A 13,859-nucleotide genomic window follows, 5' to 3' on the forward strand; every position below is an offset into this window, starting at 1 on the left:
AGTAACTCTTGAATCAAGTTGCTTTTTCTTATTATGAACATTCTCTAAAATAACTATATTTTAACAGATTTACTAATTAACATTTATAGATGTAAAGCTTATGTAACCTTAACTTTTTTGTATATAAAGCAACATACTCTTTTATTAGTTTTGTACAAATAGAAAATACAAAAAATGGACTTTCATCAGAGATATGTAACGAGCTTTGTTCTTTTAATAATCTCGGTTTCAATAAATGCTCAAAGCCTTAAATCATATATTAAAGATGATATGAAAAAGGAATTGCTAAAACAGGTAAAACCTAAATTATCAGCACCTGGTTCTACAATGAAACAATCTCCTTTGGACTCTAAAGATGAAGATGATGATCTTCTTGAATATTATAAAAAATCTAGAATGGGTTCTGTACTAGATGTAGATATAGACAAGAATTATAAGATCAGCCCACATGTAACAAAATACACAGGAAAAGATCCTATAAATAAATTACCTGACGGCTATGTTGTTCCTGTATTTAATTTAGGGCATTGGAGTTTTGGCAACACTTCAAATCGTGTTGATGGATTAGTGACTCCTTCAGGTCTGGACTTATCAGGTGGCGGCAAAAAAAAGTTATCTAAAAAGTCAAGACATATCCTTATAAATGTCTATAAAATGACTCTTGATGATGACCTATAAAAGAGAAAACTATCCTCTATTAAAGATATAAAGTATAAATATCATCACAAACCTCAATTATCATTAAAAATGAGGCTATGGTCTTATTAATCAGAATACAGTATGCAGCATAAATTATCGAAATTTATGCTGCACCTTTTTATTATTGATCGTTTTCATCCTTTATTATTTCTTTTCTAATATCTTCCTTATACCGATCCTTCCATTCTTTTTGTTTTTGTTGGTTATATCGTTGATGATTATCATAAGCTTCTATCAACTGAGTTGATTCTACAGCTACACAGATCACGATTAACGAACAGAGAAAGAATAATATTTTATTGCCATACTTTTTCATAACTATTTGTTTTTATATTTCTTATACTTTTCAATAACTTCATCCATACTAATATCCAGAAGTTCCATAGATTCGAATGTCTCAGGTAAAACATTTTCAAAAAATTCATCTTTCTGCAATTTTAAGACTTGCTTTATAGCTCCTTTCTGCACAAAATATCCTGTACCTCTTTTCAGATAGATTATATCAGCAGTTTGCATATATTCGAAAGCACGCATAGCTGTATTAGGATTTACTTGCAAAAGAGAGCCAAGCTCCCTAACCGAAGGGATTCTATCGTCTTCCAGCCATTCTTTTAACAGAATTTTTTGAAAACAAAAATCAACAATTTGAAGATATATCGGTTTGTTAGATTTAAAATCCATATGCTTAAATTTCAGTTTCTTTGAGTTTAAAATAAATCACAATCCATAAACCAAAAGGAAATACACTCTTTATTATAGCATTACAAACACTTACAATAGAATTGGATCCATCAATCCACTGATTATAATATTTCAGAGGTTGTAATAAATCAAAAACGCTATAACTTATCTGAGTATTCATCGTGTATCGCACTGAGATCACACTAACGAATTGAAGTAGCATAAAAAATAGAAATAAGGCAATGGGAACTTTTATAATCGCCAATTTTCTGAAATAGAAATAACCAAGTAAAAATATTGCCTGAAAGCCAAAGATTAGAAGATTCAAATAGCTATCGATACTTAAAGTTGTTTTATACAAAAGGACTTGAGAATCAGGAACAAAAAATGGAGAAATCAACTTTAGCAAAAAGACTGTTGACAGGCATAATAATGGAATTATTAGTACATACTTAAGTCCTAAACTTAGTAAACGTTCAAAATTAGATACGGGGAGCGTATATTGAAAGGTGCCAGTATACTTATCTAATTTAGAGACTAAAATACAAGGCGACACAATAATTATTACAAGAGCCAATACAGGGACTAAGTTAATAAGCTTAGGAAATACACGGAAGCTCTCCAAAGAATTAGATAAGATAGCTAATACATATACTATAACAATAGAGCCTACTATTAGTAGCATTTGATTTTTCGATTTTACAAAATCATATATTTCTAAATACATGAATCGTTTCAGATTAAACGTATTATTCATAATTCGTAATTTTAGGCATTAAATAATTCTCTCATTTTGGCTTTATTAGATATTGCAGCATTAAACAGAGCTTCAATATTTAGAATACTCTCTTTTTGATTCTCGTTTATTTGTACTGAAGAATATCCCTGCAATATTTGCTCTGTATATAAAGCTTCGTGAGGCTTCGATGGAGTGTATGAGAAATATAGCTTCTGTGTTATTTCTTCAACTGTATTATTAATAAGGACTTGATTCTGATCCAGAATAATAATCGGATCAATTAAATTTTCAAGATCCCTAACCTGATGTGTAGATATAATCACACATTTGTCTTCTGTAAACAAAGATGATAATATCCTTCTGAATTGAGCTTTTGAAGGTATGTCAAGCCCATTAGTCGGCTCATCTAATAACACAATGGGAGTATTTAAAGCTAGAGCAAACGCAATCATTGCTTTTTTTCTCTGTCCAAATGACATTTCCATCATATTCTTTTCCCTATCAACCTGAAATTCGCTGAGATAAAAGTTAAATTGTTCTTTGCTGAAATTAGGATAAAATACAGCATTGTATTTTGCATAAGTCTCAACAGACATAGACGGTGTCTGAAACTCCTCCGGAAGAAAATACAATTGAGATAGCATTGCAGGTTTCCTATACGCTGATTCGTAATTCAAAACTCTACAATTTCCATTTTTCGGGAAACGAAGCCCACTAATAATGTGTAGCAATGTTGTTTTACCAACACCGTTTTCACCTAGTAACCCATATATGCCATTCTTTAAAGAAAAAGAGACATTATTGAAAATCGGCAAATTGCTCTTGTAATTAAAACTTAGATTAGTAATGTTTATCATAAGTCATCAATGTTTTAGTGTATTATTTCATTAATACACCTCAAATATAGAGAGATTTTTAAATAAAACAAATAAACATCAAACTTTTATATTCAAATTATAAGAAAAGAATAAGCAATAGCTTAGAACATAATATACTAATCAATCTTAGAGTGATAAGATATTCTGCATCTTTTTCAACGGTAGAGAAAAAATAAAATCATTAGCTATCAAAAACCTTCATTTCACAATTTTTGCAATCAAACTCAAGTCGCAATTTGGTTGCATTATAAAGCAAGTAAAATGGTTCTTTATAGGGTGGGCGAGTAGATGTTTCCTTAGGACACCAGCCCATAGACTGCTTAATACAGTGACGAGTAAACATCAAAGGAACAGCCTTTTGTTGCTTCTTTTCAAAAGCAAGTTCTTGAACAACCGATTGGTGTTGTGCATAAAAAAGTTCGCTTTTCTTATTCATTACATTACCTAGATAAGTAATATTTTTTGTAGGAAAAGCATGTGTAGTTTGCTTGTGACTAACTTCTTCTATAATATGAGATGATATACGTTCGTTCAATAGACTGTCAACGAGTTTACGCCTCCAATCTGTAATAAGTGAAGCCGGTATAAACCAATTACCTAATAAATGCAATTTAACTTCAGTTACATTAAAAATAGTATTACCTGTTTTGCTTAAATTATTTTTTAGATTATCCGTTTGATTTTTCTGAGCCGTTTCTTTATTCAACTCAACTTCTAAAAATGCTGATATTCCATCTTCATCTTCAATCTTCAATCTAAAACCAGTGTTAGTTTCTTCAAGAGAAATAGTGATATCAATTTTACGCTCAGCAGATTTTTTGCTGAGAATTTTCTCAAATTCATGATCGTAATTACGATATACAAAAGTACCTTTTCGGAGCGAAAGATGATTTTCGGCAGGAAAAACTTTCTCCCCCTCTATTCTGTTAACCCTGATTCCTTGTAATTCTTTATTTTCTGTCAGAAAACAAAGGCCATCTCCATTACTTAATAATTTTGTACCCGATAGAGTAAAGAAACGATCAAACACATCTTTTATCTTTCCAATAGGTTCGCCAATGGATTTAGGGGAATCAATAGACCACATATCAGGTGTCCGACCATTAAAAAAGTATTCGGTATAACCTCTATTAAAACTTTTTTCGAGATTAGGCGTAAAAGTGTAAGTACTCTTTCCCGATGATGCTCTTATATATTCAGGACGGCGAGCAAGTATCTTATCTAATTTTTGCCTATAATAAGTTACCACATTCTTCACATACGACAGGTCTTTTAACCTGCCTTCTATCTTTAGCGAACTTACTCCGGCATCAATCATCTCTTCCAGATGCTCAGATAAATTCAAATCTTTCATCGATAATAAATGCTTCTTTTGCACCACCGTTTTACCTTCATTATCTAAAAGAGTATAAGGTAAACGGCAAAATTGAGCACACGAACCACGGTTGGCACTTCGCTTAGATATCGCCTCACTTAAATAACATTGCCCGCTATAACACACACACAATGCTCCATGTACAAAAGCTTCGAGAGGTACTGATATTTCGGAATAGATAGCTTTAATTTCACTCATTGTCAGCTCACGAGCTAACACAACCTGAGAGAAGCCAGCCTCCTCTAAAAATTTAGCTTTATCAGCCGTTCTATTATCATTTTGTGTACTCGCATGTAGTGGAATAGGAGGTAGGTTAAGCATAGTTATACCCATATCCTGAATAATCACTGCATCTACCTTTGCGTTGTATAAATCCCAGATTAGTTTTTCTGTCTCTTCCAGCTCTTCATCTTTAACGATAGTGTTTAGTGCCACATACACACGTGCATTAAACTGATGAGCATACTGAGCTAGTGCTTGTATATCGTCCAGAGTATTTCCGGCAGCAGCACGAGCACTAAACTTAGGTGCGCCTATATACACAGCATCTGCACCATGATTTATGGCTTCGATACCACATTCGAGATTTTTCGCAGGAGCGAGTAATTCAATTTTACGAGCGTTTATCAATTGACTTATTTTTTAACTTCAAAATATAAAACCTCAGGCCTTCTTGTTACTTGGGTAAATATAATAACAACTGCCTACTATGACTCTAAAAGTAATATTAAAACTTTCTTTGTTATTCCTTTTCAATAGCAGTTGCCTTATTATTGGGCAGTAATCCTGCTATTAAACCAATTAGTGGCATGAATGCTGCAATATGATAAATATATTCAATACCATGCTTATCTGCCATATTACCAAATATAGCGGAAGATATACCTGCAATACCAAAAGCTAGTCCAAAAAATAATCCTCCGATCAAACCTTCTTTTCCGGGTAGAAGCTCTTGAGCATAAACCAAAATAGCCGAGAATGCGGAAGAAAGGACAAGACCTATAATAACACTCAGAATACAAGTCCATATTAAATCAGCATAAGGCATTATCAGAGCAAACGGTGCTGCACCTAATATAGAAAACCAAATAACGTATTTACGTCCAAAACGGTCTCCGATAGGTCCGCCTAAGAATGTTCCTGCCGCAACAGCAAATAAGAATATAAAAAGATATACCTGAGACTGACCAATACTAACGCCAAACTTTTCGATCAAATAAAAAGTATAAAAGCTGGTAAGGCTCGACATATATACATATTTTGAGAAGATCAGCAATAAAAGAATGGACAGTGTAAACACTACTTTTTTTGTTAGTACACCTCCTCGTTTTTCCACTTTAGATTCTTCTTTAGGAAGAGCATTGGCTTTAATATAAAGCAGACGGTGTTTGTACCATTTGCTTATATACAACATCACCCCAATAGAAACAAGAGAGATTATCGAAAACCATGCTATATTTTGTTGTCCGTAAGGCGCTATAAACAGAGCAGCCAAAAGAGGACCTAATGAACCACCAAAATTACCACCTACCTGAAAAATAGATTGGGCTAAACCACGTTTACCTCCGGAAGCCATGTGTGCCAATCGACTAGCCTCGGGATGAAATATAGAAGAACCGATTCCACAAAAGAAAACGGAAAATAAAACATGAGTAAACTCTGAAGCAAAAGCCAAAGAAAAGATTCCAATCATAGTAAATGTCATACCTATCGGAAGAGAGTAGGGTTGTGGTTTTCTATCGGTATATGCACCAATAATAGGTTGAAAGATAGATGCTGCCATTTGATATACTAGAGTAATTATACCAATCTGACTAAAGTTTAGTGCCAGCGACTCCTTTATCATCGGATATACTGCTTGTACTAAATTTTGTAGTGTATCATTAAACATATGTGACACACCTAATAGAATCAATATCGAAAATACTGAGCCCTTTTCTTTACCTTTCATTTCTATCTACTTACTTTATGGGAAAATAATATAAGGGCGCAAAGGTAAGAATATATTAATCATTAATATAAAATAAGGAGGAACTTTGACACTAGAGAATAAAAAATGTCTCTCTAAATAGAGAGACATTAAAATGGTTAAATACCAATCTGTGTTTTTATAAATTCTTCCGCTTCATCTTGAGTTTTAAATAAAAGCAGGCCATGACATTCTACGGGAAAATTCTCGATAGGAATTGATTCTTCTTCAGAAGAGAAAGAATGACGAACAGAAACCTTTCCATAACCATTTTTGACTTGTGTTACATTTGTTGTGGCGATTACCAACCTTTGGGGATCGACACTAAATAAAACGTCGCCTTCTTTTATTTTTCTTGTATCATTTGTCTTCATGGAGGGATTGTATTAAGTTATGAATCTGTTATTTATATATGTAACTTTAAAACAGTCTATACATATGAAAAGTTTAATAACAAGCTTCAAATTAACAATTTATAAAGAATGCTTTAACTAATTAAAGCCCTTCTAAGTAAAGTAGACTCTTTTATTTCTGAAAAATGTTTACCTTAGTATGATAAAATGTTTATCTAACTCATTCGAACGAAAGGGTTATCTTCAAAATTACACATCAATTATGGGATTATTTAGTTTTTTTAGGAGTAAAAACAAAAAAGTAGAAATACAAACTATCGAGCAAGACAGAAAAGAGAAAGTACTTTTAGCAATGCCTATATTTATAAATGGAGGCTCTCTCAAATTAGATAAAGTTGTAGAGAATCTTAAAGGTTTTTGGGGCCTGAATGTTTCAAATATCGAAGGAGATAACGAAACTGCTGCTTTCGAAATAGATGGATTAACCATCGCTTTGGGGAACATGCCTATTCCTATCCCTAAAGAAGAGCTTGACGAAGTGATTCCCTATGCATACGTTTGGAGAGATGCAGCCAAAGAACTAGAAAAGCATACAGGTCACGCCATTGTATCTATTTTAGGAGGTGAAAAAACTCAAATAGAACGTTTCACAATTCTCAGTAAATTGCTTTGTTCAATTCTTATCACATCCGAAAACTGTATCGCTATCTATCAAGGCAACGAAACATTATTATTACATAAAGATCATTATCTATCGGCTGTTGACGATTTAAAGATGAATAGAATTCCTATATCTGCATGGATATACATAGGACTACGCTCTACTGCTAGTGGTATTGATGCATATACGTATGGATTATTTAATTTTGGAAAACCCGAAATAGAAATTATCGATTCTGGTCTTGATACGAATCGCTTATATACTATGATCTTAAGTATTGCAACACATATTATAGATAAGGATATTACATTTAGAGATGAAGATATCTATAGCCTCTCGGGAGGTGTGAAACTAAAAGTCAATATATCTAAAGGAATTTATGTTGATGGGGTAAGTTTAAAATTTACCATTTAAAAGAATCGCATGCTTTTTCTTTTTATATAAATAATACACTCAGACTTAGTTATTATAATATACATTACTATATATCGAAAATAGTATCTATTAATTTTAGATAGGCATTAACACTACTAATTTTGATAATTTATTAACTTTGAGATTCCACTAATCTTACTAAATCTATTATAAAACCGAAATAAACTAATCACTAGGTCTATGACCTTAAAATCTAAAACAGTAATATATGATGCGTCGATCTCTCAGTATTATTATTGGTTTATGTATATGTGCAAATCTTACGTTTGCTCAGAATAAATCACTATCACTCGATCCCCAAAAGGCTGAATGGTTTAAAGATGCCAAATTTGGTATGTTTATCCATTGGGGACTTTATTCTATGCTTGAAGGAAGTTACAAAAACAGAACATTGCCCGATAGTACTCTAGAAAATGGAAATACATGGTATGCAGAATGGATTCAAATGCGCTTGGAAATACCAGGTAGTGAATACCAAAAGCTGGCTCAAACATTTAATCCTGTCGATTTTGATGCAGATGCATGGATTGCAGAAGCTAAAAATGCGGGGATGCGTTATTTTGTAATTACATCAAAGCATCACGATGGTTTTGCGTTGTGGGATACTAAAGTATCAGATTTCAAAGTTACCAATACACCTTTCAAAAGAGATATTCTGGCAGAACTGGTAGCTGCATGTAAAAAATATGGAATTAAATACGGATTCTATTACTCACATTGGCAAGATTGGGAATATCCGGGTGGAGGAATGCCTAACTGGATGACAATGATTCCAGATGATCAGTTCGAAAAATACTGGCAAGAAAAATCTCTGCCACAAGTGAAAGAGTTATTAGTCAATTTCGATCCTGACTTATTATGGTTCGATACATGGGATTGGCCAACACACATCACAGATAAACGTCGAGACGAATTGATTGCTCTTGTACGTGAAAACAGTTCGAAGTGTTTGATTAACGGACGTATATCTTATCTAAACCCTGGGGATAATATTGATTTTCTAGAAATGCACGATAATCAATATCCTGAAAAGATGCTTGATAAACCTTGGCAAACTCCCGCAACGATGGTACATTCTTGGGGATGGCATGCCAAAGATTATGCATGGAAACCTGCTTCTGAAATGCTTGGCTATTTAGTAAACAATGTATCAAAAGGAGGAAATTACCTTTTGAATATCGGACCCAAGCCCGATGGAACATTCCCTAAAGCTGCAACCCGTCGTTTGAGAGAAATGGGTGCATGGATGATTCCTAATCAAGAATCTATATACGGAACAAAACCTGTAAAGGTTGAAACTCCTACTGGTGTTTATTTGGCTCAGAAATCAGAAAACAATAAGCACTATCTATATATTAGTTTGACTAATGCTACTGGTAAAGTTGATTTACCATTTGATGTTTTAACTATTAAGAATTGTGTGGTTCTTGAATCAGATATGCCTATTTCGTTTTCAAAAGTAAATAACGGAGTTACTTTTGATATACCACAAAGCTTATTTAAAGATTGCTCAGTACAAGTACTGAAAGCTGAAATAACAAAAGAACTTTAAGCTAAAGTATAATAATGTAAAAAGCAGCTTCATTATAAAAATGAAGCTGCTTTTTTATTTTATCTGAATTATTTGTTTTATCAAGTAAAAGAAAGTATTTAATGCATACTTTCTGATTATAACAGGTTATTACTGTTCTGCTTGCCAAAGTAAGAAATAGGTCAAGACCTTATTCTCGAGTAGGCTTTAAATTTTCCAATTCTTTGATCTGAGACAAATCGAATGGTGTTTCCTGATATAAAAAATAATTAATCCAATTGTTAAATAACAAATTACCATGACCAGTCCAACGAGAAATCGGTTTTAAACTAGGATCATCGTGTTTATAATAATGCTTAGGTATGCTTATTGGCAAATCTTTCTCCAAATCGCGTACATATTCGTTATGTAAAGTATAGAGTGCATACTCTGAATGTCCTGTTACATAAAACTCTCGACCTCCACGTCCTACAACTATATATATACCCGCTTCGTCAGATTCAGCCAATATTTCCAGATCAGGATGTTTCTCTATATCCTCTCGTCTAATCTCAGTATGACGACTATGAGGTGCATAAAACTCATCATCAAACCCTCTGAATAAAGGGAAACTTCTATCATTGATTGTATGCTTGAATACTCCGAATGTTTTTTCTGCCATCAAATGTTTAGGTACTCCGTATGCATTATACAAAGCAGCTTGTGCAGCCCAACATATATAAAATGTGGATGTTACATGATTACGTGCCCAATCAAACACAGCTGAAACCTCAGGCCAATAAGTTACTTCCTCAAATTCCATCAACTCCACAGGTGCACCAGTAACAATGAGTCCATCATAATTACTATTACGCACATCATTAAACTCCTTATAGAATGTTTCCATATGTTCTATAGGTGTATTCTTTGATTGGTGAGTCGAAAGTTTCAAAAAATCAACTTCTATTTGCAATGGAGTATTCGATAGTAAGCGAACTAAGTCTGTTTCCGCAGCTATTTTTATAGGCATCAGATTAAGTATAAGTACTTTTAATGGACGTATATCTTGCTCTTTAGCTCTAAGCTGAGTCATTACAAATATATTCTCTTTCTTAAGAATTTCTATTGCAGGCAGGTTATCGGGTAGTGTTACGGGCATATTCTATTAGGGTCTTTTAGTCAATTAGAACAATAAAGATATAAAAAGCTATCAAATATAACTAATTGGAAACATTTATCAAGGTATTTCTATAAGAGTGTATATCGCTAAGTTATGTTTTTAGGCAATCAACAGAAGCGAATTGAGAGTATATTTTCTTTGCCAAACAAATTTAATCCAACTATTTCCAGAATTTCCAAAAGTTTTTTTTCTTTTCGATTACTTTTATTGCTGATTCTTCATATTGATCCAGAGTATTTATATCCATATACATTTATTATAAAGATATACTAACTAGTTTTTAGTACTCCATGCAGGTTTTAGTTCCAGTACTTTATTGTGGATTGGGCAATCCTGATCGTGTGCCCCTCCTAAATAACCAGTACTCATCAAAAACTCATTAACTATTTCTCCTCCTGTAAATTTAAATGTCTTCTTGAAAAGCTTAACCCATTCTTCCTTTGTTTTAGGATGATTGGTGTCTATCCAATTTTTAAATGACCCGAATTCATTCTGCAGCTCTATAATTACTTTAGCATTATGTATTGCTGCATTAATTTTCAATTTATTCCGAATGATTCCTGTATCATTAAGCAATCGCTCAATATCCTTATCAGTATAATTAGCAACAGTAATTATATTAAAATTATCGTAAGCTTTTTTGAAATTACTTTGCTTCTTAAGTATTGTTAGCCAACTTAATCCTGCTTGATTAATTTCGAGAACTAATCTTTCAAACAACTCATTATCATCAGTGATAGGGAATCCATAATGATTGTTATGATAATCCTTATTAGGATTATTATCATCTTCTGTCAGATTATTTACAAATTCACAATAGGTCATATAGTCAAGTTAGTTAAATGTATATTCAATAAAAGACTGAATTTAATAGGGTAGGAGATCTTATTTCCTCAACCGAACATAATCAACCTTATGATCCTCGCTTTTATGTAAGATCAGACTGGCACGTTCGCGAGTAGGGAGTATGTTCTTGCGTAAGTTTTTCCTGTTTATTTCTCGCCAAATACCTTTAGCCATATTAATGGCATTAGATTCTGCTAATTGAGTAAAATTATAAAAATAAGACTGCGGATCGGTAAATGCCCCATTTCTAAACTTCATGAAACGCGAAATATACCAGTGTTCAAGCATATCCTCTTCAGCATCTACATAGATCGAAAAGTTGAGATAGTCAGAAAGGAAAACACGAGGTTTACTTTTAGGATAATCCATGCCACTCTGTAAAACGTTGAGACCCTCTATTATTAAGATATCAGGCTGTTTAATGATCTCATATTCATTGGGTACTACATCATAAATAAGGTGGGAATATTTAGGAGCTTTTACCTCTTCTTTACCCGATTTTATGTCGCTTACAAACTCCAGTAGTTTATGTATATCATAAGATTGAGGAAATCCCTTTTTTAGCATTAATCCCTTTTCTTCCAAAATTGCATTCGGATAAAGAAAGCCATCCGTAGTAATAAGGGCAACCTTAGAGTTTTCTTTCCATCTACTCATCAACGCCTGCAAAACCCGTGCAGTAGTACTTTTCCCGACTGAGACACTTCCTGCAACACCTATTATAAAAGGAATCTTAAGAGCTTTTTCGTTCAAAAACTCCATTGTTGCAGCTTGGCGCGTTTTGGTTGCATTTACATAATAGCTCAACAATCGGGTCAAAGGCAGATATATATCCTGAACTTCTTCTATGGAAAGTTCTTCATTTATACCCTTTAATTTCCCCAACTCTTCTTGCGTAAGCGTCATTGGCTCAGATTGTCGTAGTGCAGCCCATTTGTCACGACTAAACAGCATATAGGGGCTCTGAGAAGAAACATCCATTTATAGTCTCAGGTTTTGAGAATAATCGTTCAATTATTCATCGTGAATTAATTTTGCACAAAAGTACAAAATTAATTCACGACACTCATATTAAGTAGGTGAAAGTATTTAAGGATGCGCTTTTTGATTATAAAAGACTATTGCTTTTGAGCTTACCAAAGAAACAATCCGATCTCAATTCTTATTTATCGTTCTTTGCACCAATCCATGTGGCCTTTCTCCAAATATATTCTAAAGGACCATGTTTATGACGTTTCATCCACCAGCAGGCAAAGCTATATTGTAATAAGAATAAGACTATCCCCAAAAGGAATGAGAAAGTTATAGACAACTTATCGTGCAACCCTAGTCCCCAATTATAGAATAAGAAAGAGCCAACTATCGATTGGGTAATATATGCAGTAAGGCTCATCATGCCATATGGGGCTAATTTGCCTAATATTTTATGAAACTTAGTGGTATAATATAGATTAATAATCAACGAAACTATGAAAACCATAAACATAAGGTTTGCCAGAGGGTTAAGTATTATTTTAAGAGAACTAAGTACAGGTCCTTTATCTATAAACTGAGGAATCAGATTTACTAAACCACTCAAAGGGAAAAAGCATAGTATAGATATAATTAATGCTTTTTTCCAGAATCTTAGATTATCCTCTGTATTCAAAAATAAACCCGCACGCCCCACCAGCATACCAAACATAAACAAGGATGCAGTTTGAAAAACACGACCATACTCCCATGCATACGAGAAGTTAGCCATCTGTCCCGCTCCAAGATTCATTTTCACCGTCTCTAAAAACGTTCCGTTCATCTGTACTTTGTATGCTTCTCCGAAATAATAGCCCACCATACTTTCACCTGCTACATAATCAGGATTCATCAATGCCGAAATAAGCTTATACCATTCAAAAGGCTGTAACATTAAGATTGTTGCAATTATAAAAACAACTTTACTTGACAAGCGACAAACAAAAAGCAATACAAACCCCATGATAGAGAAGAAAACCAATATTTCGCCAGTAAAGAACATTGCATTAATAGTTCCCCAGAGAAACAACAAAACAAGCCTCCAAGCAAATCGAGGTCTAAAATCTGCTCCTTTTTCCATTCGGTTATTATCTTGAATGAAGAAACTGAATCCAAATAATAAAGCAAATATTCCGTATGCTTTACCCGAAAAAACAAAAAAAACTGAATCCCAAATGGCTTTATCTGTAAACTTCAACCATTCGTTTTCGACTTCAGGAAACGAATAGAAATTGAAATGCTCAATGGTATGAATAAGAAATATTCCCATAATAGCAAAACCGCGTAATACATCGGCTACATCAATACGTTTTGACTCACTCATAGTATTAGTTTAATATTAATAAGGTTTAATTTTCCACTTTGTACAAAAATATCATATTATATTTAATAGCCCTCAACTAAAATGATTTTGTTATAATAATTAACAATAGATGTTCACTAATTTATTAAATCGATATACTTCTGATCCTTTACAACCCAATCTTCTAAAATAAAGTAATAAAAGAATGAAAGAATATCT

Annotated in this window: 14 protein-coding genes; 3 read left to right on the top strand and 11 right to left on the bottom strand. The window is 33.2% G+C overall.

Annotated features, from left to right (window positions below):
- The first annotated feature begins 174 nt into the window (after positions 1 to 174).
- A complete protein-coding gene (locus IR022_RS04980; protein ID WP_194202857.1) occupies positions 175 to 678 on the top strand; it encodes a hypothetical protein in 504 nt (167 codons plus the stop codon).
- Between the two features lie 142 nt (positions 679 to 820).
- Here the strand turns inward: IR022_RS04980 and IR022_RS04985 are convergent, their stop codons facing one another.
- The 7 genes from IR022_RS04985 to IR022_RS05015 form a co-directional block, all read right to left on the bottom strand.
- Positions 821 to 1,015, bottom strand: coding sequence for a hypothetical protein (locus tag IR022_RS04985; protein ID WP_194202858.1), 195 nt, complete (start codon positions 1,013 to 1,015; stop codon positions 821 to 823).
- A 2-nt stretch (positions 1,016 to 1,017) separates the two neighbouring features.
- Positions 1,018 to 1,380: a GntR family transcriptional regulator gene (locus IR022_RS04990; protein ID WP_194202859.1), complete on the bottom strand. Its 363-nt coding sequence runs from the start codon at positions 1,378 to 1,380 to the stop codon at positions 1,018 to 1,020.
- A 4-nt stretch (positions 1,381 to 1,384) separates the two neighbouring features.
- Positions 1,385 to 2,137 carry a hypothetical protein gene (locus tag IR022_RS04995; RefSeq protein WP_194202860.1) on the bottom strand — a complete coding sequence of 251 codons (753 nt, stop codon included), beginning with the start codon at positions 2,135 to 2,137 and terminating at the stop codon, positions 1,385 to 1,387.
- Positions 2,138 to 2,148: 11 nt separating this feature from the next.
- Positions 2,149 to 2,976, bottom strand: coding sequence for an ATP-binding cassette domain-containing protein (locus IR022_RS05000; protein ID WP_194202861.1), 828 nt, complete (start codon positions 2,974 to 2,976; stop codon positions 2,149 to 2,151).
- Positions 2,977 to 3,178: 202 nt separating this feature from the next.
- Positions 3,179 to 5,002 (bottom strand): peptidase U32 family protein, encoded by a 1,824-nt coding sequence (locus IR022_RS05005; protein ID WP_194202862.1) that lies wholly within the window; start codon positions 5,000 to 5,002, stop codon positions 3,179 to 3,181.
- A gap of 112 nt (positions 5,003 to 5,114) precedes the next feature.
- Entirely contained in the window at positions 5,115 to 6,323 is a 1,209-nt protein-coding gene (locus tag IR022_RS05010; RefSeq protein ID WP_194202863.1) for an MFS transporter, read from the bottom strand.
- Between the two features lie 137 nt (positions 6,324 to 6,460).
- Complete coding sequence (locus IR022_RS05015) at positions 6,461 to 6,715, bottom strand: hypothetical protein (RefSeq protein WP_050708817.1); 255 nt, start codon at positions 6,713 to 6,715, stop codon at positions 6,461 to 6,463.
- A 178-nt stretch (positions 6,716 to 6,893) separates the two neighbouring features.
- Between IR022_RS05015 and IR022_RS05020 the strand changes: the two genes are divergently transcribed.
- Entirely contained in the window at positions 6,894 to 7,769 is an 876-nt protein-coding gene (locus tag IR022_RS05020) for a DUF4261 domain-containing protein (protein WP_194202864.1), read from the top strand.
- 229 nt (positions 7,770 to 7,998) lie between these two features.
- On the top strand, positions 7,999 to 9,342 hold the full coding sequence (locus IR022_RS05025; protein WP_242053067.1) for an alpha-L-fucosidase: 1,344 nt from the start codon (positions 7,999 to 8,001) through the stop codon (positions 9,340 to 9,342).
- Positions 9,343 to 9,511: 169 nt separating this feature from the next.
- On the opposite strand, the gene metA is transcribed toward IR022_RS05025, so the two are convergent.
- The 4 genes from metA to IR022_RS05045 all read right to left on the bottom strand — a co-directional run bounded on the left by metA (position 9,512) and on the right by IR022_RS05045 (position 13,661).
- Positions 9,512 to 10,459 carry a homoserine O-succinyltransferase gene (gene metA, locus IR022_RS05030; protein ID WP_050711436.1) on the bottom strand — a complete coding sequence of 316 codons (948 nt, stop codon included), beginning with the start codon at positions 10,457 to 10,459 and terminating at the stop codon, positions 9,512 to 9,514.
- 294 nt (positions 10,460 to 10,753) lie between these two features.
- Entirely contained in the window at positions 10,754 to 11,305 is a 552-nt protein-coding gene (locus IR022_RS05035) for a DNA-3-methyladenine glycosylase I (RefSeq protein WP_194202865.1), read from the bottom strand.
- 60 nt (positions 11,306 to 11,365) lie between these two features.
- The gene (gene coaA, locus IR022_RS05040; RefSeq protein WP_050711439.1) at positions 11,366 to 12,307 is read right to left on the bottom strand and encodes a type I pantothenate kinase; all 942 of its coding nucleotides are present in this window, start codon (positions 12,305 to 12,307) and stop codon (positions 11,366 to 11,368) included.
- A gap of 181 nt (positions 12,308 to 12,488) precedes the next feature.
- Positions 12,489 to 13,661: a DUF418 domain-containing protein gene (locus tag IR022_RS05045; protein ID WP_050711440.1), complete on the bottom strand. Its 1,173-nt coding sequence runs from the start codon at positions 13,659 to 13,661 to the stop codon at positions 12,489 to 12,491.
- Positions 13,662 to 13,859: the final 198 nt, after the last annotated feature.

The organism is Dysgonomonas sp. GY617, assembly GCF_015233815.1.
Lineage (GTDB): Bacteria > Bacteroidota > Bacteroidia > Bacteroidales > Dysgonomonadaceae > Dysgonomonas_A.